This window comes from Micromonospora sp. AB353, from assembly GCF_049538395.1.
Classification (GTDB): domain Bacteria; phylum Actinomycetota; class Actinomycetes; order Mycobacteriales; family Micromonosporaceae; genus Micromonospora; species Micromonospora aurantiaca.
The window spans coordinates 47,157-68,737 of record NZ_JBMVFV010000026.1 but is presented as its reverse complement, the minus strand read 5'-3'; the positions used below and the strand labels follow the sequence as shown (position 1 = coordinate 68,737).

At 71.0% G+C, this 21,581-nt stretch carries 22 protein-coding genes, 1 tRNA gene and 1 pseudogene; 11 read left to right on the top strand and 13 right to left on the bottom strand.

The genetic code is table 11. From position 1 onward, the window contains the following. Positions 1–221: 221 nt before the first annotated feature. On the bottom strand, positions 222–1,751 hold the full coding sequence (rpsA, locus tag ACPCK6_RS13960) for a 30S ribosomal protein S1 (RefSeq protein WP_262014668.1): 1,530 nt from the start codon (positions 1,749–1,751) through the stop codon (positions 222–224). A gap of 312 nt (positions 1,752–2,063) precedes the next feature. Here rpsA and ACPCK6_RS13955 point away from each other — a divergent pair, with 312 nt between their 5' ends. The 7 genes from ACPCK6_RS13955 (at position 2,064) to ACPCK6_RS13925 (ending at position 6,209) form a co-directional block, all read left to right on the top strand. After that, positions 2,064–2,867 (top strand): class I SAM-dependent methyltransferase, encoded by an 804-nt coding sequence (locus ACPCK6_RS13955; RefSeq protein WP_423481317.1) that lies wholly within the window; start codon positions 2,064–2,066, stop codon positions 2,865–2,867. Positions 2,868–2,974: 107 nt separating this feature from the next. Further along, positions 2,975–3,526: a Uma2 family endonuclease gene (locus tag ACPCK6_RS13950; protein ID WP_423481316.1), complete on the top strand. Its 552-nt coding sequence runs from the start codon at positions 2,975–2,977 to the stop codon at positions 3,524–3,526. A 41-nt stretch (positions 3,527–3,567) separates the two neighbouring features. Next, on the top strand, positions 3,568–3,786 hold the full coding sequence (locus ACPCK6_RS13945) for a hypervirulence associated TUDOR domain-containing protein (RefSeq protein WP_262014665.1): 219 nt from the start codon (positions 3,568–3,570) through the stop codon (positions 3,784–3,786). Beyond that, on the top strand, positions 3,773–4,120 hold the full coding sequence (locus ACPCK6_RS13940; RefSeq protein WP_073830920.1) for a DUF3140 domain-containing protein: 348 nt from the start codon (positions 3,773–3,775) through the stop codon (positions 4,118–4,120). The genes ACPCK6_RS13945 and ACPCK6_RS13940 overlap by 14 nt, the downstream gene beginning before the upstream one ends. Before the next feature lie 41 nt (positions 4,121–4,161). Then, positions 4,162–5,028 carry a CPBP family intramembrane glutamic endopeptidase gene (locus ACPCK6_RS13935; RefSeq protein ID WP_423481315.1) on the top strand — a complete coding sequence of 289 codons (867 nt, stop codon included), beginning with the start codon at positions 4,162–4,164 and terminating at the stop codon, positions 5,026–5,028. 40 nt (positions 5,029–5,068) lie between these two features. Further along, on the top strand, positions 5,069–5,818 hold the full coding sequence (locus tag ACPCK6_RS13930; RefSeq protein ID WP_396882224.1) for an SDR family NAD(P)-dependent oxidoreductase: 750 nt from the start codon (positions 5,069–5,071) through the stop codon (positions 5,816–5,818). 16 nt (positions 5,819–5,834) lie between these two features. Beyond that, positions 5,835–6,209 carry a MerR family transcriptional regulator gene (locus ACPCK6_RS13925; protein ID WP_423481314.1) on the top strand — a complete coding sequence of 125 codons (375 nt, stop codon included), beginning with the start codon at positions 5,835–5,837 and terminating at the stop codon, positions 6,207–6,209. A 95-nt stretch (positions 6,210–6,304) separates the two neighbouring features. Here the strand turns inward: ACPCK6_RS13925 and polA are convergent, their stop codons facing one another. The 11 genes from polA to ACPCK6_RS13870 all read right to left on the bottom strand — a co-directional run bounded on the left by polA (position 6,305) and on the right by ACPCK6_RS13870 (position 18,835). Then, the gene (gene polA, locus ACPCK6_RS13920; protein WP_423481313.1) at positions 6,305–9,004 is read right to left on the bottom strand and encodes a DNA polymerase I; all 2,700 of its coding nucleotides are present in this window, start codon (positions 9,002–9,004) and stop codon (positions 6,305–6,307) included. A 72-nt stretch (positions 9,005–9,076) separates the two neighbouring features. Continuing rightward, positions 9,077–9,886, bottom strand: coding sequence for an amino acid ABC transporter ATP-binding protein (locus ACPCK6_RS13915; RefSeq protein WP_423481312.1), 810 nt, complete (start codon positions 9,884–9,886; stop codon positions 9,077–9,079). Further along, complete coding sequence (locus ACPCK6_RS13910) at positions 9,883–10,869, bottom strand: amino acid ABC transporter permease (RefSeq protein ID WP_423481311.1); 987 nt, start codon at positions 10,867–10,869, stop codon at positions 9,883–9,885. Before ACPCK6_RS13910 ends, ACPCK6_RS13915 begins: the two co-directional genes overlap by 4 nt. Before the next feature lie 4 nt (positions 10,870–10,873). Continuing rightward, positions 10,874–11,779: an ABC transporter substrate-binding protein gene (locus tag ACPCK6_RS13905; protein ID WP_357906337.1), complete on the bottom strand. Its 906-nt coding sequence runs from the start codon at positions 11,777–11,779 to the stop codon at positions 10,874–10,876. A gap of 32 nt (positions 11,780–11,811) precedes the next feature. Continuing rightward, positions 11,812–12,522 carry an ABC transporter ATP-binding protein gene (locus ACPCK6_RS13900; RefSeq protein ID WP_262014660.1) on the bottom strand — a complete coding sequence of 237 codons (711 nt, stop codon included), beginning with the start codon at positions 12,520–12,522 and terminating at the stop codon, positions 11,812–11,814. Then, the gene (locus ACPCK6_RS13895) at positions 12,512–13,357 is read right to left on the bottom strand and encodes an ABC transporter ATP-binding protein (RefSeq protein WP_374536463.1); all 846 of its coding nucleotides are present in this window, start codon (positions 13,355–13,357) and stop codon (positions 12,512–12,514) included. Before ACPCK6_RS13895 ends, ACPCK6_RS13900 begins: the two co-directional genes overlap by 11 nt. After that, entirely contained in the window at positions 13,350–14,489 is a 1,140-nt protein-coding gene (locus ACPCK6_RS13890) for a branched-chain amino acid ABC transporter permease (RefSeq protein ID WP_194801286.1), read from the bottom strand. The genes ACPCK6_RS13895 and ACPCK6_RS13890 overlap by 8 nt, the downstream gene beginning before the upstream one ends. After that, on the bottom strand, positions 14,486–15,436 hold the full coding sequence (locus ACPCK6_RS13885; RefSeq protein WP_091420555.1) for a branched-chain amino acid ABC transporter permease: 951 nt from the start codon (positions 15,434–15,436) through the stop codon (positions 14,486–14,488). The genes ACPCK6_RS13890 and ACPCK6_RS13885 overlap by 4 nt, the downstream gene beginning before the upstream one ends. Positions 15,437–15,541: 105 nt before the next feature. Then, positions 15,542–16,702 carry a branched-chain amino acid ABC transporter substrate-binding protein gene (locus tag ACPCK6_RS13880; RefSeq protein ID WP_423481310.1) on the bottom strand — a complete coding sequence of 387 codons (1,161 nt, stop codon included), beginning with the start codon at positions 16,700–16,702 and terminating at the stop codon, positions 15,542–15,544. A gap of 257 nt (positions 16,703–16,959) precedes the next feature. Further along, positions 16,960–18,177: a hypothetical protein gene (locus ACPCK6_RS13875; RefSeq protein WP_423481309.1), complete on the bottom strand. Its 1,218-nt coding sequence runs from the start codon at positions 18,175–18,177 to the stop codon at positions 16,960–16,962. Between the two features lie 37 nt (positions 18,178–18,214). Next, the gene (locus tag ACPCK6_RS13870; protein ID WP_396882231.1) at positions 18,215–18,835 is read right to left on the bottom strand and encodes an ANTAR domain-containing response regulator; all 621 of its coding nucleotides are present in this window, start codon (positions 18,833–18,835) and stop codon (positions 18,215–18,217) included. Positions 18,836–18,928: 93 nt separating this feature from the next. Between ACPCK6_RS13870 and ACPCK6_RS13865 the strand changes: the two genes are divergently transcribed. From ACPCK6_RS13865 to ACPCK6_RS13855, 3 genes and pseudogenes are all read left to right on the top strand, one after another. Continuing rightward, a tRNA-Leu gene (locus ACPCK6_RS13865) sits at positions 18,929–19,002 on the top strand. Next, positions 18,976–19,143 (top strand): annotated as a pseudogene (locus ACPCK6_RS13860) (hypothetical protein); the annotation flags it as partial. The gene ACPCK6_RS13865 and the pseudogene ACPCK6_RS13860, both read left to right, overlap by 27 nt. 141 nt (positions 19,144–19,284) lie before the next feature. Further along, positions 19,285–19,782 carry a hypothetical protein gene (locus ACPCK6_RS13855; protein ID WP_423481319.1) on the top strand — a complete coding sequence of 166 codons (498 nt, stop codon included), beginning with the start codon at positions 19,285–19,287 and terminating at the stop codon, positions 19,780–19,782. Between the two features lie 36 nt (positions 19,783–19,818). On the opposite strand, the gene ACPCK6_RS13850 is transcribed toward ACPCK6_RS13855, so the two are convergent. Beyond that, the gene (locus tag ACPCK6_RS13850; RefSeq protein WP_396882233.1) at positions 19,819–20,994 is read right to left on the bottom strand and encodes a trans-sulfuration enzyme family protein; all 1,176 of its coding nucleotides are present in this window, start codon (positions 20,992–20,994) and stop codon (positions 19,819–19,821) included. Between the two features lie 83 nt (positions 20,995–21,077). Here ACPCK6_RS13850 and ACPCK6_RS13845 point away from each other — a divergent pair, with 83 nt between their 5' ends. Next, entirely contained in the window at positions 21,078–21,557 is a 480-nt protein-coding gene (locus ACPCK6_RS13845) for an Lrp/AsnC family transcriptional regulator (protein WP_123110940.1), read from the top strand. Positions 21,558–21,581 lie beyond the last annotated feature (24 nt).

Here is a 21,581-nt window from a genome sequence, read left to right as displayed (position 1 = left end):
CCGGCTCGCCACCGCGCTCTTGCCCGATCCGATTCCGCCGGTCAGCCCCACCTTCAGCACCCGGACAGTCAACCGGATCCGGTGTCCGCGTGCCAAACCCGCCCGGCGTACGACGCGGGCCCCGCCCCCGGCGCTCCGCTGGTGCGGAACGCGGGGACGGGGCCCGTCGTCAGAGGCAGTCGCCGGTCCGTCCGGTGGGACGAACGGGCGTCAGCGTCCGGTCACTTGCCGCCGGCGAGCTTCTCCCGCAGCGCGGCGAGCGCCTCGTCGGTCGCGAGCGTGCCGGCCGGCTCCTCGGCCTGACGGCTCGGGGCCGAGGTCGAGGTGGTGGTGCCGCTGGTGACCGGCGGAGCCGGGTTGGCAGCGGCCTCGGCGTCGGCGGCGCGGGAGGTCTGCACCTGCTTGGTGTGGGCCTCCCAGCGCTGACGCGCCTCGGCGTACTGCTGCTCCCAGGTCTCGCGCTGCTTGTCGTAGCCCTCGAGCCACTCGCCCGTCTCCGGGTCGAAGCCCTCCGGGTAGATGTAGTTGCCCTGGTCGTCGTACGTCGCGGCCATGCCGTAGAGGGTCGGGTCGAAGTGCTCCTCGCCCTCGACGAAGCCCTCGTTGGCCTGCTTGAGCGACAGCGAGATCCGGCGGCGCTCCAGGTCGATGTCGATGACCTTGACCATGACCTCGGAGCCGACCTGCACGACCTGCTCCGGGATCTCCACGTGGCGCTCGGCCAGCTCGGAGATGTGGACCAGGCCCTCGATGCCGTCGTCCACGCGGACGAACGCACCGAACGGCACCAGCTTGGTGACCTTACCCGGCACGATCTGCTGGATCGCGTGGGTGCGGGCGAACTGACGCCACGGGTCCTCCTGCGTCGCCTTCAGCGACAGCGAGACCCGCTCGCGGTCCAGGTCGACGTCCAGGACCTCGACCTCGACCTCCTGGCCCACCTCGACGACCTCGGACGGGTGGTCGATGTGCTTCCAGGACAGCTCGGAGACGTGCACGAGGCCGTCCACGCCGCCCAGGTCGACGAACGCGCCGAAGTTGACGATCGAGGAGACGACGCCCTTGCGGACCTGCCCCTTCTGGAGCTTGTTGAGGAACTCGGTGCGCACCTCGGACTGCGTCTGCTCCAGCCAGGCACGGCGGGACAGGACCACGTTGTTGCGGTTCTTGTCCAGCTCGATGATCTTGGCTTCGAGCTCGCGGCCGACGTACGGCTGCAGGTCACGCACACGCCGCATCTCGACGAGCGACGCGGGCAGGAAGCCGCGCAGGCCGATGTCGAGGATGAGACCACCCTTGACGACCTCGATGACCGAACCGCGGACGACGCCGTCCTCGTCCTTGATCTTCTCGATCGTGCCCCAGGCCCGCTCGTACTGCGCCCGCTTCTTGGAGAGGATCAGCCGACCCTCCTTGTCCTCCTTCTGGAGGACGAGGGCCTCGATGTGGTCACCCACCGAAACGACCTCGGCCGGGTCCACGTCGTGCTTGATCGACAACTCCCGAGAGGGGATGACACCCTCGGTCTTGTAGCCGATGTCGAGCAGGACCTCGTCCCGATCGACCTTGACGACGGTGCCTTCGACAATGTCGCCGTCGTTGAAGTACTTGATGGTCTCGTCGATCGCGGCGAGGAAAGCTTCCTCAGAGCCGAGGTCGTCGTGGGTGACCTTGTTGGCGCTCGAGGTGGCCTCGATGCTGCTCGTCATGTGGGCGGTTGCTCCGGTCGGATGGGTTGTCACAGCGGGCATGGGTGTCGCGGTGACTCTTCCGCGCCAGCGGATCCGTCGCCGGGCACACCGAACGATCGACGCGAGAAGATCATTAGTGGCTCCGGTGACCGCGCACCTGCTCCCTGCCGAGGCACACGATCCGCGAGCGCATCGTCTAGCCTACCCGCTGCATTACCACAGCGTGCAAGCCCTCCCGGGTCCGTGCGAACTCATCCGCTGCGAAAGCGGAGATTTCGCGCGGTAAGGTGCCACAGCTGTCTCGTCCGTCACATCCGCCCCAGCCACCACCCCACCGCACCGGGTCCGCGCCGCCGGACCTAGCGTGAACCCGTGGACGACGACAGGGTGACCCGCCGACGGGTCGACGCCGGGGAGATCCGCCGCGCGAACCGCGGATGGTGGGACACCGACGCCGACGCGTACCAGGCCGAGCACGGCGCGTTCCTCGGCGACACCGACTTCGTCTGGTGCCCGGAGGGGCTGCGCGAGGCCGACGCCCGGCTGCTCGGCGACGTGACCGGGCGGCAGATCCTCGAACTCGGCGCCGGGGCGGCCGCCGCCGCCCGCTGGCTCGCCGCCCAGGGCGCCCGGCCGGTCGCGCTGGACCTGTCCGCCGGCATGTTGCGGCACGCCGCCGAGGCCGCCGGGCGCACCGGGGTACGCGTGCCGCTGGTCCAGGCCGACGCGCTCGCCCTGCCGTTCGCCGACGCCGCGTTCGACACCGTCTGCACCGCGTTCGGCGCGATCCCGTTCGTGGACGACTCGGCGGCGGCGATGCGCGAGGTGGCCCGGGTGCTGCGGCCCGGCGGCCGGTGGGTCTTCTCGGTCACCCACCCGATGCGCTGGATCTTCCTGGACGATCCCGGCGAGGGCGGGCTGACCGCCGTGCACTCGTACTTCGACCGCTCCCCGTACGTCGAGCAGGACGAGCACGGGGTGGCCACGTACGTCGAGCAGCACCGCACCCTGGGCGACCGGATCCGGGAACTGGTCGGCGCCGGGTTCCGCCTGCTGGACCTGGTGGAGCCGGAGTGGCCGGCCGGGCACGAGGGGATCTGGGGCCAGTGGAGCCCGCTGCGCGGACGGCTGTTCCCCGGCACGGCCATCTTCGTCGCCGAGAAGCCGGCGGGCTGAACGCGTCGCACGTCCGGTGCGACAGGACCTCGGGCACCCGGCGGTACGCTCGCCGCATGAGCGCCGAGCCCATCCCGACATCACCTGGCCCCTGGTGTCCGGACCCGATGCGGCAGCAGCGTGCGGACTACACGCTGGAGGATCTGCTCACCCTGCCGGAAGACGCCCCCCGCGTCGAACTCGTCGACGGAGTCTTCCAGGTGACACCCTCCCCCACCCTGGGCCACCAGACAATCGCCAGCCTGCTGTGGCTCTGGCTTCGATCGCACGCACCGGTTCACCTGCGGGCGTCCCAAGCCGTCGGGGTCGGGCTCAGCCCCAACACCAGCCGCCAACCGGACGTCCTGCTCCACCACGCCGGGCTGCCGAGCGACAGATCCCTCCTGCGACCGGCGGACGTCGTCCTGGCCGTCGAGATCGTCTCCCCCGGCACCCGGCGGGTCGACCGGTTCGCCAAGCCGGGCGAGTACGCCGCCGCCGGGATACCGTTCTACTGGCGGATCGAGCAGGATCCGGTGCACCTGTACGCGTACCGCCTCGGTGACCGGATCGGCCCGGGCGGCGAACGGCAGTACGAGCTGGTGGACGACAGCAGCGAGGTGATCGAGCTGTCCGAGCCCTTCGCGATCAAGCTGCCGATCGCGGAGATCCGGCCCTGACGACGCCGTTACTCGGTATCCACTCCGGGTAACCGGGCGGCATGGCCGAGAAGGAGTTCCGCACCGGCGACCACGTCTCCTGGGCCAGCCACAGCGGCCGGGCGTACGGCGTCGTCAAGGAGAAGCTGACCGAACGCACCCACGTCCGCGGGCACACGGTGAACGCCTCGCCGGAGCAGCCGCAGTACCGGATCACCAACGACGACTCGGGCCGCGACGTGGCCCACCGCCCGGAGGTGCTGCGCCATGAGTCGCGCTGAGGATCCGCAGCAGACGTACCGGGAGTTCACCGACGCGGTGAACATGAAGCCCGGTGAGCTGACCCGCTGGCTGGAGACCGAGGAGTCCAAGCACGTCGGGTGGCACAAGAAGGGCACCCAGGGCGGCGAGTCGGTCGGGCACGACTCCGGCCGGCGCATCGTCGACCTGCTGCGCCGCAAGCGCGCCGACCTCACCGCCGCCGACTACAAGCACATGCGCAAGGTGATCGGGTACGTCCACCGCCACCTCGCCCAGCGCCCGTCCGGCGACGTGCGGGACACGAGATGGCGCTGGTCGCTGATGAACTGGGGGCACGACCCGCTCAAGAGCTGAGCCGCCCGGTCCGTTCGCCGCGCGTTGGTACCGTGCCGGCGATGACGACAGACGTCTCGACCGCCGGCCGTCATCCCCGCGCCGGACGGGTCGTCCTCCTGGCCGGCCTCGGGCTCGTCGCCGTCGCGGCGCTCCTCCTGGTGGCGACCGGGAACACCGGCATCCGGTACAGCGCCGACCACGACGGCACCGTACCGATGTGGAGCCGCTGGATCCCGGCGCTGGCCGGGATCGCGCTGATCCGCCTGATCCCGCCCGCGCCCGACCCGACATGGCCGGACCCGGTCGCGCCGTACCGCGAGGCGGTGCCGCTGCTGCTGGCCGGGATCACGTTCGCCGCCGTCATGCCACTGCTGGGCGGCGAACCCGCGTACACCGTGGTGAAGCTGGCGCTGCTGCTCGGCGTACCCCTCGTGGTGTTCCTGGCCGCGCGCCGGCGGGCGCCGCGGTGGCGGCCGGGGCCGGCCCCGGCGGACGCCGCCCATCGGTGGGGTCCGGCGCTGCCGGTGGCGGTGTGGCTGGTGCTCGGCTACGCGACGCCGCTGGCCGTGCCCGCGAGCGACTGGGGGCGGACCGTCACGCCGGTCGAGCTGGCCGTCACGCTGCTGGTGGCCTTCGCGGTGAACGCGCTGCTGGAGGAGGTCTTCTACCGGCGGTGGCTGCAGACCCGGTGGGAGTCTCTGCTGGGGCGTTGGCCGGCGATCGTGCTCGCGTCGCTGGTGTGGGCGGCCTGGCACGTGGCCATTCAGGGCAGCGGCCGGCCGGCCGTCGACCTGGCGTCGGTGATCGTGAACCAGGGGGTCACCGGGCTGTTCCTCGGCTACCTGTGGTCGCGGTACCGCCGCATGTGGCCGCTGCTCGTGGTGCACGGCGCGGTCAACGCGATGCCCGTCCTGCTCGGCCTCTGACTTGACCCTGCCGCAGGCGGCAGGGTCGGACGATGCCGGCATGGAACGCCGCACGCCACGCGTCGCCGTGGTCACCGGTGCGGGCACCGGCATCGGCCGGGCCACCGCACAGGCCTTCGCCACCTCCGGGTACGCCGTCGTCGCCGTCGGCCGGCGCGCCGCGCCGCTGTCGGAGACCGCCGCCGGCCGGCCGGACATCACCCCGCTGACCGCCGACGTCACCGCGCCCGACGGGCCCGGCCGGATCGTCAGCGCCGCGCTCGACCGGTACGGCCGCCTGGACGTCCTGGTCAACAACGCGGGCGTGGCCGGCGGCGGGCCGCTGGCGGACCTCGACGAGGACGCCGCCCGGCGGCAACTGGAGACGAACCTCCTCGCGCCCGTTCGGCTGGCGCACGCCGCCGTCGAGGCGCTCGCCGCGACACGCGGCGTGCTGGTCAATGTCACCACGTCCGTCGGCCTGCGCGCCTGGCCGGGCAGTTCGGTGTACGCGGCCGGCAAGGCCGCGCTGGACTCGCTGACCCGCAGCTGGGCGGTGGAACTCGCGCCGCGCGGCGTCCGGGTGGTGGCCGTGGCGCCCGGCGCGATCGACACCCCGATCGGCGTGCACAGTGGCCTGTCCCCCGAAGGTCGGGCGGCGGTGCGGGACTGGCAGCTCGCGCACACCCCGGCGGGCCGGATCGGCCGGCCGGAGGACGTAGCCTGGGCGATCCGGCGGCTCTGCGAGCCGGAGGCGGGCTTCGTCACCGGCGTGGTGCTGCCGGTGGACGGGGGCGCGGTGGTCGCGTGAGAGGACGGTGGCGGCGGTGCGGATCGGCGCGGTGGCGAAGGCGACGGGCTGCACGCCGCGTGCCCTGCGGCACTACGAGGAACACGGACTCATCGCCTCGGCCCGGGCGGCGAACGGCTACCGCGAGTACGACGACGCGGTGGTCACCCGGGTCCGCAACATCCGTCACCTGATCGACGCCGGGCTGACGCTCGACGACGTGCGGGTCTTCCTGCCCTGCCTGGACGGGGACGTGGCGTCCGCGCCGCCGTCAGCGGCCGGGCTGCGGGTCGGCCGGGAGCGGCTGGCCGTGCTGGACGCCCGGATCGCCGCCCAGGTGGCCGTCCGCGACCGCCTGGCCGCCGCCCTCCAGGCCGCCACCCCTCCTCCCCCGCCGTCTCGCGTGCGGTGATCAAGGAGTTCATGTCACGCCCGAGGCCGTTCGGGGACACGAACTCCTTGATCACCGGGGCGGGTGAGCGGGCGGCGCGGGTGGCGCGGGTGGGGTCAGTGGTCGGCGCTGTTCCAGTCGTGGCCCTCGCCCACCGACACCTCCAGCGGCACCGACAGCGGGTACGCCTCACCCATCTGCTTGCGCACCAACGCCTCCAGCGTCTCGCGCTCGCCCGGGGCGACCTCGAAGACCAGCTCGTCGTGCACCTGCAGCAGCATCCGGGAGCGCAGCCCGGCGTCGCGCAGCGCGCTGTCGACGTGCAGCATCGCGACCTTGATGATGTCGGCCGCCGAACCCTGGATCGGGGCGTTCAGTGCCATCCGCTCGGCCATCTCCCGGCGCTGCCGGTTGTCGCTGACCAGGTCGGGCAGGTAGCGGCGGCGGCCCAGGATGGTGGAGGTGTAGCCGTCCTGGCGGGCCCGGGCCACCACCTCCTGGAGGTAGTCACGGACGCCGCCGAACCCGGCGAAGTAGTTCTCCATCAGCCCGCGCGCCTCCTCGGCGCTGATGCCGAGCTGCTGGGACAGGCCGAACGCGCTGAGCCCGTACGCCAGGCCGTAGTTCATCGCCTTGATCTTGCGGCGCTGGTCGGCGGTCACGTCGCCGACCTCGACGGTGAAGACCGACGACGCGGTGGCGGCGTGGAAGTCGTGCCCGGAGTTGAACGCCTCGATCAGCGCGTCGTCCGACGACAGGTGCGCCATGATCCGCATCTCGATCTGGCTGTAGTCGGCGGTGAGCAGGCACTCGTAGCCCTCGCCGACCACGAAAGCGCGGCGGATCCGCCGCCCCTCCTCGGTGCGGATCGGGATGTTCTGCAGGTTCGGCTCGGTGGAGGACAGCCGCCCGGTCGCCGCCACCGTCTGGTTGAACGTGGTGTGGATCCGGCCGTCGTCGGAGACCGACTTGAGCAGCCCGTCGACAGTCGACTTGAGCTTCGCCACGTCTCGGTGGCGCAGCAGGTGGTGCAGCAGCGGGTGCTCGGTCTGGGCGTAGAGCCACTGCAACGCGTCGGCGTCGGTGGTGTAGCCGGTCTTGATCCGCTTGGTCTTGGGCAGGCCCAGCTCGGTGAAGAGGATCTCCTGCAGCTGCTTCGGCGACCCGAGGTTGAACTCGCGGCCCACCACCTCGTACGCGCCCTGCGCGGCGGCCTTCACCTCGGCGGCGAAGTGCGCCTCCAGCTCGGAGAGATAGTCGGTGTCGGCGGCGATGCCGGTGCGCTCCATGGTGGCGAGCACCCGCATCAGCGGCAGCTCCACGCCGGCCATCAGCCGGGCCGACTGCTCGCCGTCGCGGGACAGCTCGGCGTCGATCGCGTCGGCCAGGTCGAGGGTGGCGCGGGCCTGGAGCATGAGGTTCTGCTCGGCCACACCCTCGTCGCCGAGCCCGTCGAGGGTGAGCTGACCGGTCTCCGGCGCGTCGACGCGCAGCTCCCGGTGCAGGTAGCGCAGCGCCAGGTCGGTCAGGTCGTACGAGCGTTGGTCGGGGCGGGCCAGGTAGGCGGCGATCTGGGTGTCGCGGGCGATGCCGTGCAGCTCCCAGCCGTGCGCGGCGAACGCCAGCACCGCCGGCTTGCTGTCGTGCAGCACCTTCGGGCGCTCCGCGTCGGCCAGCCACCCGGCCAGCGCGGCCTCGTCGCCGGCGTCCAGCCGGCTCGGGTCGAACCAGGCGCCCGCCCCGTCGGCGGTGGCCAGCGCCATCGCGGTCACGGTGGCGGTGTGCCGGCGGTTGGGGCCGGTGTCGAGCGTCACCGCCAGGCCGACCGGTGCGCCCGCCGGGGCGTGCGTGTCGAGCCAGCCCGCGAGCGCACCCGGCGCGGTGAGTACCTCGCCGGCCAGGTCGAAGCCCGCCTCGGCCTCCGGCTCGACGGCTTCCAGGTATTGGTAGAGGCGGTCGCGCAGGATGCGGAACTGGAGCGTGTCGAAGACCTGGTGCACGGCTTCGCGGTCCCAGCCCTGCCAGCGGGCGTCCTCGGGACGGACCGGCAGCTCCAGGTCGGAGACCAGGCAGTTGATCTCGTAGTTGCGGATCACGTCGGCGAGCCGCTCACGCAGACTGTCGCCGGCCTTGCCCTTGATCTCGTCGGCGCGGGCCACCACGCCCTCGACACCGCCGTACAGGTTGATCCACTTGGCCGCGGTCTTCGGGCCGACGCCGGGCACGCCCGGCAGGTTGTCGCTGGTCTCGCCGACCAGCGCGGCCAGGTCGCGGTAGCGGTCAGGGGTGACGCCGTACTTCGCCTCGACCGCGGCCGGGTCCATCCGGGCCAGGTCGGAGACGCCCTTGCGCGGGTAGAGCACCGTCACCCGCTCGCCGACGAGCTGGAACGCGTCCCGGTCGCCGGTGGTGATGAGCACGTCCATGCCCTGGTCGCGGGCCTGGCAGGCGAGCGTGGCGATGACGTCGTCGGCCTCGTAGCCCTCCTTCTCGACCACCGGCACGCGCAGCGCGGCGAGGACCTCCTTGACCAGGCTGACCTGGCCCTTGAAGTCGGTCGGGGTCTCGCTGCGGCCGGCCTTGTACTCGGAGTACTTCTCCGTGCGGAAGGAGCGGCGGGAGACGTCGAACGCCACGACGATGTGCGTCGGCTGCTCGTCGCGCAGCACGTTGATCAGCATCGAGGTGAAGCCGTAGACGGCGTTGGTCGGCTGCCCCGTGGTGGTGGAGAAGTTCTCCACAGGCAGGGCGAAGAACGCCCGGTATGCCAGGGAATGTCCGTCGACGAGGAGCAGGCGCGGCGTCGTAGCTGTCACGGCTGCGACTCTAGTCCGTACGCCCGACAACTCCGGCCTCCGGTGCGGCGCGCGCCGCACCGGAGGCCGAGGTCAGAGAACCTTGGCCAGGAACGCCTTGGTCCGCTCGTGCTTCGGCGCCGAGATCACCTCGCGCGGGTCGCCCTGCTCGACCACGACGCCGCCGTCCATGAACACGAGGTGGTCGCCCACCTCGCGGGCGAAGCCGATCTCGTGGGTCACGACGATCATCGTCATGCCGTCGCGGGCCAGATCCTTCATCGTGTCCAGCACCTCGCCCACCAGCTCCGGGTCGAGCGCGCTGGTCGGCTCGTCGAACAGCATCAGCTTCGGCCGCATCGCCAGCGCCCGGGCGATCGCCACCCGCTGCTGCTGGCCGCCGGAGAGCTGACCGGGGTACGCGCCGAGCTTGTCGCCCAGCCCCACCCGGTCCAGCAGCTGCGCGGCGTGCTCGCGGGCATGGGCCTTCTTCGCCTGGCGCAGCAGCACCGGCGCCTCGGTGACGTTCTGCAGCACCGTCATGTGCGGGAACAGGTTGAACCGCTGGAACACCATGCCGATGGCGCGGCGCTGCGCGGCCACCTCCTTGTCCCGCATCTCGTACAGCTTGCCGCCGCGCTCCCGGTAGCCGATCAGATCGCCGTCCACCCAGATCCGGCCGGCGTCGATCTTCTCCAGGTGGTTGATGCAGCGCAGGAACGTCGACTTGCCGGAGCCGGAGGGCCCGAGCAGGCAGCACACCTCGCCGGAGCGGACCTCCAGGTCGATGCCCTTGAGCACCTCCAGCGGCCCGAACGACTTGTGCACCTGCTCGGCCCGCACCATCAGCCCGGACTCCGCGGTCGGCGAGGTGGCCTGCGCGGGTACGGTCAGCTCGGTCATGGTGCCCCCGTCCCCGCGTTGCCGCCGCCACCGGTTTCGGCGGCCAGCGTCCGCAGCTTCAGCCGGGCCCGTCCGGTCACGCCGTAGCCCTTGCCGAAGTGGCGTTCCAGGTAGTACTGGCCGACCAGCAGGATGCTGGTCAGGAACAGGTACCACAGGCACGCCGCGACGTACATCGGGAAGATCTGGAAAGTCCGTTTGCCGACGGCGTCGAGCTGGAAGAACAGCTCCACGCTCACCGGTACGTAGAGCAGCAGGGACGTGTCCTTGAGCATGGCGATGGTCTCGTTGCCGGTCGGCGGGATGATCACCCGCATCGCCTGCGGCAGCACCACCCGGCGCAGCAGCTGGGCGCGGCTCAGGCCGAGCGCCTGGGCGGCCTCGGTCTGGCCGGGGTCGACCGACTGGATGCCGGCCCGGACGATCTCCGCCATGTACGCGGCCTCGGAGAGCGCGAGGCCGAGCAGACCGGCCATGAAGCCGGTGAGGATGTCCCGGGACGAGAACCCGAACAGCCGCAGTTGCAGGTTGTCGATGCCGAACAGCTGGCCGATCTGGGTGTCGAACGGCACCCCGAACTCGACCCGGCTCCACAGGATGCCGATGTTGCCGAAGACGGCCAGCAGCACCAGCCGGGGCACCGCCCGGAAGAACCAGGTGTAGAGCCAGGCCACGCCGCGCAGGATCGGGTTGTCCGACAGCCGCATCACCGCAATCACCACGCCGAGTGTGACGCCGATCAGCATTGCGCTGACGGTCATCAGCACGGTGCCGCGAAGCAGGCCCTCGATGATCGGCGGCCGGAACATCTTGTCGACCATGAAGGACCAGTTGAAGGCCTCATTGGTCACCAGCAGGTGGACGAACATCGCCGCCAGGACGGAGAGCACCGCCACCGCGACCCATCGTCCGGGGTGCCGCACGGGCACGGCCTTGATCGGTTCCGGCCGTGCCCGTGCGGTTGTCGCTTCCTCGGTGGTCATGTCGTCACGGGTTGATCGCGGGGTCCGTGATCGCGCCGTCTCCCACCTTCCACTTGTCGAGCACCTGCTTGTAGGAGCCGTCGGCGATCACGGCCTTGGTCGCGTCGCGCACCGCCTCGGCCAGCTGCGTCTGCTCCTTGGCCAGTACATAACCGTACGGCGCCGCCTCGTACTGCTTGTCCAGCAGCTCCAGGGCGTCGTTGGACTGCGTCACCGCGTACACGCCGACCGGGTAGTCGGCGAGCATGGCGTCGTCCTTGCCGGACACGACGGCGGCGGTGGCGGCGTCCTGACCCGGGAACTGGTCGATGGTGATCGCCGGCTTGCCGGCGTCGGTGCACGCCTTGGAGCGCTTCTGGATGTCCTCGACCTGGACCGTGTCCTTCTGCACCGCGATCTTCTTGCCGCAGGCGTTGTCCAGCGCGATCCCGGCCGGGTTGCCCTTCTTGGTCACCCACTGGGTGCCGACCTGGAAGTAGCTGACCATGTTGGCCTGGCCCTTGCGCTCGTCGTTGATGGTGAACGACGAGACGCCCGCCTCGTACTTGCCCGAGTTGACGCCGTTGATGATGTCGCCGAACGGCGCCGAGACGAACTCCGCCTTGAGGCCCAGCTTGGCTGCCACGGCGGTGAACAGTTCGACGTCGAAGCCGATCACGGTCTTACCGTCGGTGTCCAGGAACTCCGCCGGGGCGTAGGTGGAGTCGGTGCCCACCACGATCTTGCCGTCCGACTTGATCGCGTCCGGGACCTTCGCGGCCAGCGCGGCGTCGACAGACGACGAGACGCTGGGGCCGCCACCGGGCTGCTCGGTGCTCTCCTCCTCGCCGCACGCGGCGAGGGAGAGCAGCAGGACGGCCGCACCGGCGACGCCGAGCGCCGCCCGCCGTCCGGGGTTGGGGTGGAACATGGCTGTACTCCTTATTGCGAGGGGTCGGTCGGTCAGGCCACGCCGAGGTAGGCCTCTTTGACCGAGGGGTCGTGCAGCAGGTCCGCGCCGGTGCCGCTCTTGACGATCCGGCCGGTCTCCAGCACGTACGCCCGGTGGGCGCGCGCCAGCGCCTGCTGGGCGTTCTGCTCCACCAGCAGGATGGTGGTGCCCTGCTGGTTGATCTCCGTGATGATCGTGAAGATCTGCTGGATCAGCATCGGCGCGAGACCCATCGACGGCTCGTCGAGCAGCAGCAGCTTCGGCCGGCTCATCAGCGCCCGGCCGACCGCCAGCATCTGCTGCTCACCGCCGGAGAGCGTGCCGCCGGCCTGCTTGCGCCGCTCGGCCAGCCGCGGGAACAGGTCCAGCACCCGGGCCAGGTCCTGCGCGATGCCGGCCTTGTCGCGCCGGGTGTACGCGCCCATGTCCAGGTTCTCCAGCACCGACATGCCGGGGAAGATGCCCCGGCCCTCGGGCGCCTGGCACAGGCCGCGCCGGACCCGCAGGTCGGCCCGGAGCTTGGTGATGTCCTCACCGGCGAACTTGATCGTGCCGGAGGCGACCGGCCGGATACCGGAGATCGCCCGCATGGTGGTGGACTTGCCGGCGCCGTTCGCGCCGATCAGCGCGACGATCTCCCCCTCGTCCACGGTCAGGCTGATGCCGTGCAGCGCCTGGATCCGCCCGTAGAGCAGGCTCACGTCCTCGATCTCAAGCAGCATCGTCCGGCACCCCCAGGTACGCCGCGACCACCTTCGGGTTGTCCCGCACCTCGGCGGGCAGCCCTTCGGCGATCTTCTTTCCGAACTCCAGGACCACGATCCGGTCGGTCACGCCCATCACCAGGCGCATGTCGTGCTCGATCAGCAGCACCGTCACGCCCTGGTCCCGGATCTGCCGGATGAGCTGGAGCAGCTCCTCCTTCTCCGCCGGGTTGAAGCCGGCGGCCGGCTCGTCCAGGCAGAGCAGCTTCGGGTCGGTGGCCAGCGCGCGGGCGATCTCCAACCGCCGCTGCTCGCCGTAGGACAGGTTGCGGGCGAACTCGTGCATCCGGTTGCTGATGCCGACGAACTCCAGCAGGCGCTCGGCCTTCTCCCGGCCCTCGCGCTCCTCCTTCCAGTGCCGCGGCAGGCGCAGCAGGGCGGAGATCACGCTGGTCTTGTGGTGCGCGTCCGCGCCGACCTGGACGTTCTCCAGCGCGGTCATCTCCGGGAAGAGACGGATGTTCTGGAAGGTACGGGCCATGCCCATCCGGGTGATCTGGTGGCGCTTCTTGCCACTGATCTTCTGGCCCAGGAACCGGATCTGCCCCTCGGTGGGCTGGTAGATGCCGGTCATCGCGTTGAAGCAGGTGGTCTTGCCGGCGCCGTTCGGGCCGATCAGGCCGAGGATCTCACCCTTGTAGAGGGTGAAGTCCACGTCGTTGAGGGCCACCACACCGCCGAAGCGCAGCGTGACGTGGTCGACCTCCAGCAACGGTTCCCGCTCGTCGACCGTCTCGACGGCCGGGGCCGCCGCCTGGGCCGGAACGGCCGGGGTCTGCTCGGTGTCACTCACCGACGATCACCTCCTTGCGGCGGTCCTTGAACTCCGCCGCTCGTCGCCGGTTCGGGATCAGGCCCTGCGGGCGGAAGATCATCATCACCACGAGCACCAGACCGAAGAAGAGGAACCGGTACTCGTACAGCTCCACGCCGAACAGCTCGATGCCACGGAACCGCTCGATCATGTACGCCACCAGGCCACCGCCGACGATCGCGCCGACGATGTTGCCCGAGCCGCCGAAGATGACGGCGGCCAGGATGATGATCGAGTTGAGCAGCTCGAAGTTCTGCGAGTTGACGAAGTTCTGCTTGCCGGCGAACAGCGCACCGGCCAGGCCGGCGATGGCCGCGCCGGAGGCGAACGCCCACAGCTTGAACTTGAACGTCGGCACACCCATCAGCTGGGCGGCGTCCTCGTCCTCGCGGATCGAGATCCAGGCCCGGCCGACCCGGCTGTGGGTCAGGTTCCGCACCCCGATCACCACCAGGATGATCAGCGTGAGCACCAGCCAGTAGTACGGGCGGGCGTCGAGCACGCCGAACCACGGCCGGCCGTCGGCGTACTCGCCGGGCGGGTGCGGGATCTGGTTGAAGCCGCGCTGTCCCTTGAGGAACTCGGAGCTGACCGCCGCGATCCGGATCATCTCGGCGAAGCCGAGCGTCACGAGCGCCAGGTAGTCGCCGCGCAGGCGCAGCGTCGGCGTGCCGAGCATGACGCCGGAGACCATGGTCAGGCCGATCGCGATCGGCACCACCGCCAGCCACGGCCACAGCGTCTTGAGGTCGCTGCTCGGCGAGGTCAGCACCGCTACCGTGTACGCGCCGACGGCGAAGAAGCCGAAGTAGCCGAGGTCGAGCAGGCCGGCGAAGCCGACCACGATGTTGAGCCCGACCGCCAGCAGCACGTAGATCGAGACCGTGAACATCACCTGGGTGAAGTTCGCTCCCGGGGTCGGGATCGGCCCGAGGTACTGGTAGAACTCCTTGTTCGGCAGCGCGTAGAAGAACGCGATGACCGCGACCAGCAGCACCCAGCGCACCCAGCGCGGCGCGTGGTGCCAGCGCTCCGAGATCGCGTGCCGGCCCTGCCGCAGCTTGTCCGCCGCCGTCTCCCGTCGCTCCGGCGGGTCGATGGTGGTCGTCATGCGCGTGCCCTCCCCAGTGATTCGCCGAGCAGACCGGTCGGCCGGAACATCAGCAGCACGACCAGCACCGCGAACGCGGCGAAGTCCTTCCACTGACTGCCGAACAGGCCCGCGGCGTAGTTCTCCACGACGCCGAGCAGCAACCCGCCGACGAGCGCGCCGCGCAGGTTGCCGATGCCGCCGAGCACCGCCGCGGTGAACGCCTTGAGGCCCAGCAGGAAGCCGACGCTGTAGGTGAGCGTCTGGATCCGCACGTCGTACAGCAGGCCCGCGACGCCGGCCATGGTGCCACCGGCGATGAAGACCATCAGGATGATGCGGTCCTTGTTGACGCCCATCAGCGCCGCCGTGTTGGCGTCCTGGGCCACCGCCCGGATGCCGCGGCCGGTACGGCTGCGGTTGATGAACTGGTCCAGCGCGAACATCATCACCAGCGCGGAACCGATCGTGAGCAGCTGCACCGCGTCGATCGGCACCCCGGCGATGTGGAACAGCGGCTCCGAGCTGACCAGGATCGGCGCACCCTCCGGCCGCCGCCGGGTGTAGACGCCGAACGCCTCCGAGATGGCGATCGAGGCACCGATGGCGGTGATGAGGAACGCCAGCGGCGGCGCGTTGCGCTTGCGCAGCGGCCGGTACGCCACCCGTTCGATCACCGTCGCGGTGCCCGCCGAGGCGATGGCCGCCACGATCATCGCCACCAGCAGGTAGAACAGGATCGAGCCGATGCCGCTGACCTGAGAGTTCTGGTCGAGTCCGAAGCCGTTCCAGGTCCAGATCGCGGCGAACGCGCCGGCGATGAAGACCTCGGAGTGGGCGAAGTTGATGAGCCTGAGCACGCCGTACACGAGCGTGTAGCCGAGCGCGACCAGGGCGTAGATGGCGCCCTGCGTCAAGCCGGTCGTGGTGAGTTCCCCGAAGTTGGAGAACAATCCGTCGAAGTCCAAGGGAGGGACGCTCCGTCGCTCAAGAGAAAAAGAGGGTGCGGCCGGGAGCCAGCTCCCGGCCGCACCCGCGATCACTACTCAATCGCCAGTCCAGCGATCGAACGATCAGGACTTGGGGATCTCCTGGTCCGGGACGACCTTGCCGCCCTGCACCTTGAACGCCCAGACCTTGACCTGCGCCGGGTCGAGCTCGCCGCCCTCGACGAACTTGTAGCTGGCGGCAACGCCCTCGCCGCTGTAGCCCTTCACGAACTCCAGCAGGTCGGCGCGGCTGGTCTTGCCGGCCTTGATGCCGGCCAGCAGGATGTTCGCCGCGTCGTAGGCGGTGTCGCTGTAGGTGCCCGGGTCGGTGCCGTTGAGCGCCTTGAAGTCGGCGGCGAAGGTGCCGCGGGCCTCGGTGGACGGAGCGCAGGGGCAGGTGAGGATGGTGCCCTCGGCGGCGGCCGCACCGGCGGAGGTGATGTAGGCGCCGTCGTTCACGCCGTCACCGGCGACCAGCGGAGCGGTGACCCCGGCAGCGGTGAGCTGCTTACGGATCAGGCCGGCCTCCTGGTAGTAGCCGCCGTAGAAGACCGCCTTGACGTTGGCGGCCTTGACCTTGGTGACCACACCGGAGAACTCGGTCTGCTTGCCCTCGCCCTGGACCTTGTCGCTGCCCACGACCGAGGCGCCGAGAACCTTCTTGACCTCGTCGGCCAGGCCGGCGCCGTACGCGGACTGGTCGTCGATGACGTAGACCCGGTCGGCCTTCATCACGTTCTTGATGTAGTTACCGGCGGCGGGGCCCTGGCTCAGGTCGTTGCCGACCGCGCGGAAGAAGGTCTTCCAACCCTGCTCGGCGAGGCTGGGACGGGTCGCGGAGGGGGTGATGGTGACCAGACCGGCCTCGTTGAACAGCGGGCCGGCGGCCTCGGACTCGCCCGAGTAGGCCGGACCCACGACACCCAGGATCTTGGTGTCGTCGATCGCCTTCTGGGCCAGACCCGGCGCCTGGTCCGGGCTGCCCTGCGAGTCGAGCTCGGCGAGCTCCACCTTGCAGTCGGCGTTCTCCTTGTTGTACTTGTCGACGGCCAGCTTGACGCCGTTCTTCTCGTTGATGCCCAGCGCGGCCGAGCTACCGGTCAGCGCGCCGAAGAAAGCGATCTTGCTCCCGCAGGCGCTGCCCCCGGACGCCTCATCGTCGCTGCCGCTGGAACAAGCGGTACCACCGGCGACGAGCGCCAGCATGGCGACCCCGCCGATCACGCGTGCGAGCTTCTGCCTCAAGGCCCGAACCCTCCTCCGTCCATGATCCGAACCACCCGCCGCTGATTGGCCCTTGCGGGGTGGACGAACCAAGACCGTCGTCGCCGGTCTGGGGCGGGACGTTATCCCACCGTGAGCGGTGGCGTAAGACCTGGAAAGCGGGGTTGACCGAACCGTTACACGCCGTGGCGGATTCAAGCCCATCGGCGTAAGAACCGAAGGCGGGCAAAGGCTTTCGCCGACTATTCCTCGGTAACGAGCCATGCCCTCCCCACCCGCTACCGATCGACGGTTGGCAACGCCCCCCACCAGGCACGGGACGTTTTCCCGTCATCGGCGACCACGAGCAGCCTGTCGTCGCGGACCGCCACCGCCAGCGCCGCGTCGCCCCCGTCCGGCACCGGCACCGACGTGATCACCGGAAGCCACGACGCGCCGCCGTCACGCGACATCCAGAGCCGTCGCTGACCCCCGTCCCCGGTCACCGCGACGAGCCGCCCACCGGACGCCGCCAACGCGTCCACCGACGACACCCCCGGACCCGCCGAGCCGAACCCGCCTACCCGCCGCCACCCCTGGTTTACACCCGCCGAACCGGCCGACGGCGAGCCGCAGTCGTCGCACCCGCGCCACACCGCGAAGCGGTCACCCACCGGGCCGACCGCCACCGGCCCGCCGTCGGCCGACACCACCCGCTCGGCCGCCCCGGCCGCCCCCGCCGGCACCGGCAGGACCACCCGCTGCCACACCCGGCCGTCGGCCGAGACCCACGCGAGCGGCGTCCGGGCCGTCCCGCCGGGCGGCAGCAACGACCCCACCACCAGCCAGCCCGACCCCACCGCCGCCACGTCGTACGCCGCCGTCCGGCCCCGGCCGTCGCCGGCCAGTTCCGCGACGCCCTCGTGCAGGACGAACCCCTCGGCGTCCGGCGACGACCACACCGCCGCGCCGTCCGCGCGCGCCCCCACCACCAGCCAGCCGCCCGGCCCGGCCGCCAGCCGCGACGCGCTCACCGCGCGCGGACCGCCGAACAACTCGAACGCCGCCGGCACCTCCCGCAACGGCCCACCCGGACCCCACACCCACGTTCCGGTACGCGGATTGCCGTGCACGCCACCGGTCTTCGCACCCAGCGCCGCCATCCCGTCGTCGCGGCACGCCACCGCGTAGAGCACGTGCTGGCGGCCGTAGAACGTCTGCGCGCGCACCGGAATCGGCGACCAGGTCACGCCGTCCGATGAGGACCACGCCGCCGGTCGGGTCTCCCCCGCCGGATCGACCAGCCCGCCCACCACGTACCACCGGCCGGCGCACCGCGCGGCGTCACGCAGCACCGGCCGTCCGGTGGCGCCGGCGGGAAGGGCCAGCTCGACGGGCTGCCACTGGGGGCGTACCGGCGCGGGCTCGGGCAGCTGTCGCGGCGTGGCGTCACAGGCCGCCAGGAGCAGCACGGCGGCAGCGGCGACGAGGGCCGGCCGGACGCGCGCGGACAACATGCATCCGATCCTATCGATCGGACGCCTCCCGGGCGGGTCAGGGCGTGGGCTGCTCCACCTCGCCGCCGGCGGTCTCGGCGAGGATCCGCTCGGCGACCTCCTTCATGGTCATCCGGTGGTCCATCGCGGTGCGCTGGATCCACTTGAACGCCTGCGGCTCGGTCATGCCGTACGTCGTCATCAGCGCGCCCTTGGCGCGCTCCACGGTCTTGCGGATCTCCAGCCGGTCGGTGAGGCCGGCGACCTCCGACTCCAGCGCGGCGATCTCCGAGTAGCGGGACAGCGCGATCTCCACGGCCGGCACCAGGTCGCTCTTCTGGAACGGCTTGACCAGGTACGCCATCGCGCCCGCCGCCCGCGCCCGCTCCACCAGGTCACGCTGGCTGAACGCGGTCAGGATGATCACCGGAGCGATGCGCGCGCCGGCGATCCGCTCGGCGGCGGCCAGCCCGTCCATGATCGGCATCTTGATGTCGAGGATGACCAGATCCGGCTTGAGCTCCTCGGCGAGCTTGACGGCGGTCTCGCCGTCACCGGCCTCGCCGACCACGTCGTAGCCCTCTTCGACGAGCATCTCGGCCAGGTCCAGCCGGATGAGCGCCTCGTCCTCGGCGATCAGAACGCGCTTGCGCTCGGCGTCCGCCTGCATCTCGCCCACGAGCCACTCCCACCGGTTCGAGCCCGACACCCGCCCTGCCGGGTGTCGCCGCCCCTAGCCTAGTAGGTAACCTGTTGGAGCCGAACTACAGAAGCCCCTGTAGCCCAACCGGCAGAGGCCATGCACTCAAACTGCATACAGTGTGGGTTCGAATCCCACCGGGGGCACAAATTGTCATACAGGCGTTCGAAAATGACCTGGTGCATCCACCCGAGATACGCGCCCACGCACGAAGCCTGTACCTCGCCGGAGCGACTGTCGCCGAGGCCGCCCGCGCCGTCGGATTGTCCTATCCGACCGTGCGGCACTGGTGCAAGGAGCGCCCCGAGCCGAGGCAACGGAGCACCGCGGAGCGCTGTTTCCGCTGCCGGGCAGGTGTCGGCGATCCGCCAGAACCGGCGCAGTATGCCTACCTCCTCGGCCTCTACCTCGGTGACGGTCATCTCGTCGTGGGCCGGGTGCCGGTCCTGCGCGTCTTCTGCGCCGACGCCTGGCCGGACCTGATCGCCGCCTGCGAGGACGCGATGAGGGCGGTCCTAGCCACGTCGGTGCAGCGGGTGCAGAAGCGAGGGTGCGTCTCCGTGCAGAGTTACGGGATGCACTGGCCCTGCCTGTTCCCCCAGCACGGGCCGGGCAAGAAGCACGAGCGCCCGATCGTCCTGGCTGACTGGCAGCGGGCCGTCGTCGAGGCGCACCCGGGCGACTTCCTGCGTGGCCTCTTCCACTCCGACGGCTGCCGGGTCAGCAACCGCGTGACCGTGCGCGGCAAGAAGTACGTCTACCCGCGCTACATGTTCGTCAACGAGTCCGCCGACATCATGGGCCTCTGTCAGTGGGCCCTCGACCGGCTCGGCATCGCCTGGCGGATGAACCGCCGCAACTCCCTGTCGGTGGCCCGCCGGGAGGCGGTCGCCGCCCTCGACCGGCACGTGGGCCCGAAGTCGTGACCGGACGACACCGCGGACGCGCCCTGCCGGGCGACGTCAGATCCGCGACAGTGCCCGCGCGAGGTCCGCCCGCAGGTCCTCCGGGTCCTCCAGGCCGACCGAGACGCGCAGCAGTCCGCCGCAGGGCTTGGCGTCGCCCTCAACCGGCCGGTGGGTGAGCGAGGCCGGGTGCTGGATCAGCGTGTCGACGCCGCCGAGCGACACCGCGTGCGTGATCAGTTCGCAGGCGCCGGCGACCTCGGCCGCGGCGGGCGCGCCGCCGCGTACCTCGAAGGCGAGCAGGCTGCCGGTGCCGGACATCTGGCGGCCGACCAGCCCGGCCGGGTCGTGCAGCGACGGGTGGTGGACGCGCTCGACGGCGGGGTGCCCGGCGAGCCAGGCGGCGAGCTTCTCCGCGCCGGCCTGCTGGGCGCGGACGCGCAGCGGGAGGGTCTGGATGCCGCGGTGCAGCAGGTACGCGCCGAGCGGGTGCAGGACGGCGCCGGTGACGGCACGGACCTGGCGCAGCCGGGCGGCCCACTCGGGTCCGCAGGCGATCACGCCGGCGAGGACGTCGCCGTGACCGCCGATGCTCTTGGTGGCGCTGTGCAGCACGAGCGCGGCGCCGTGGCGGGCGGGCTGCTGGAGCACCGGGGTGGCGACGGTGTTGTCGACGAGCAGCGGGACGTCACCGGCGGCGTCGGCGAGCGCGGCGATGTCGACCAGGTCGAGGCTGGGGTTCGCCGGGGTCTCGACCACGACCAGGGCGGTGTCGGGGCGGATCGCGGCGGCCACGTCGGCGGTGGTGGCCCAGGTGACCTCGGTGCCGAGCAGGCCGGTGGCGAGGACGTGGTCGGTGCCGCCGTAGAGGGGACGGACGGCGACGACGTGCCGCTTGCCGTCGCGGGTGGCGGCGAGCAGGGTGGCGGTGAGCGCGGCCATGCCGCTGGCGAACGCGACGGCTTCGGCGGTGCCTTCGAGCTGGGCGAGCGCGGTCTCGAACCGGGCCACTGTGGGGTTCCAGAGGCGCTGGTAGACGGCGCTGCCGCCGGCCGGGAGGGTGCCGCCGGTGGCGAGCGTCTCGTAGTCGTCGCCGCCGCCGACGACCGAGGGCAGCGGGTTGGTGGTGGACAGGTCGATGGGCGGGACGTGGACGCCGAGCCCGGCGAGGTCGGCGCGCCCGGCGTGTACGGCTGCGGTGTCCACGGAAGTCATGCCGGAACTGTCGAACATGACGACGGCTAGAGGCAATAGCAGCGAAGAAGATTCTGCCAATCACGCTTTCGCTCGGCGGTGATTCGGTGAAGGATGCTCACATGCCTGCCGCACCGAATGATGTACGGCCGTTCGCCGGCCTGGACGACGTCGACCGCGCGATCCTCACCGAGCTGGCGGCGGACGGCCGGCTGCCGAACAACGCGCTGGCCGAGCGGGTGGGGGTGGCGCCGTCGACGTGCCTGACGCGTACCCGGGCGCTGCGGGAGTGCGGGGCGATCCGCGGGTTCCACGCCGAGGTGGACCCGGCGGCGGTGGGTCTGCCGTTGCAGGCGCTGGTCTCGGTGCGGTTGACGGCGCACGAGCGGGCCGCCGTGGACGCGTTCCGGGCCCGGTCGGTGCGGCTGCCGGGGGTGGTGTCGGTGTTCCACGTGGCGGGCGCGGAGGACTACGTGCTGCACGTGCGGGCCGCCTCCGGTGACGCGCTGCGGGACTTCGTCCTCGACCATCTCGCAGTCGATCCGGTGGTGCAGCACACCCAGACCAGCCTGATCTTCGAGCAGGCCCGGGGTATGGGGTAGCGCACCCGGCGGAACAATTCCGGC

Coding starts and splice junctions, on each gene's coding strand:
- ACPCK6_RS13875 (WP_423481309.1), bottom strand. CDS start 18,177: ATGTTGTCCGCGCGCGTCCGGCCGGCCCTCGTCGCCGCTGCCGCCGTG.
- ACPCK6_RS13945 (WP_262014665.1), top strand. CDS start 3,568: ATGGCCGAGAAGGAGTTCCGCACCGGCGACCACGTCTCCTGGGCCAGC.
- ACPCK6_RS13845 (WP_123110940.1), top strand. CDS start 21,078: ATGCCTGCCGCACCGAATGATGTACGGCCGTTCGCCGGCCTGGACGAC.
- ACPCK6_RS13910 (WP_423481311.1), bottom strand. CDS start 10,869: ATGACCACCGAGGAAGCGACAACCGCACGGGCACGGCCGGAACCGATC.
- ACPCK6_RS13950 (WP_423481316.1), top strand. CDS start 2,975: ATGCGGCAGCAGCGTGCGGACTACACGCTGGAGGATCTGCTCACCCTG.
- ACPCK6_RS13940 (WP_073830920.1), top strand. CDS start 3,773: ATGAGTCGCGCTGAGGATCCGCAGCAGACGTACCGGGAGTTCACCGAC.
- ACPCK6_RS13930 (WP_396882224.1), top strand. CDS start 5,069: ATGGAACGCCGCACGCCACGCGTCGCCGTGGTCACCGGTGCGGGCACC.
- ACPCK6_RS13935 (WP_423481315.1), top strand. CDS start 4,162: ATGACGACAGACGTCTCGACCGCCGGCCGTCATCCCCGCGCCGGACGG.
- ACPCK6_RS13890 (WP_194801286.1), bottom strand. CDS start 14,489: ATGACGACCACCATCGACCCGCCGGAGCGACGGGAGACGGCGGCGGAC.
- ACPCK6_RS13850 (WP_396882233.1), bottom strand. CDS start 20,994: ATGTTCGACAGTTCCGGCATGACTTCCGTGGACACCGCAGCCGTACAC.
- ACPCK6_RS13900 (WP_262014660.1), bottom strand. CDS start 12,522: ATGCTGCTTGAGATCGAGGACGTGAGCCTGCTCTACGGGCGGATCCAG.
- ACPCK6_RS13905 (WP_357906337.1), bottom strand. CDS start 11,779: ATGTTCCACCCCAACCCCGGACGGCGGGCGGCGCTCGGCGTCGCCGGT.
- ACPCK6_RS13915 (WP_423481312.1), bottom strand. CDS start 9,886: ATGACCGAGCTGACCGTACCCGCGCAGGCCACCTCGCCGACCGCGGAG.
- rpsA (WP_262014668.1), bottom strand. CDS start 1,751: ATGCCCGCTGTGACAACCCATCCGACCGGAGCAACCGCCCACATGACG.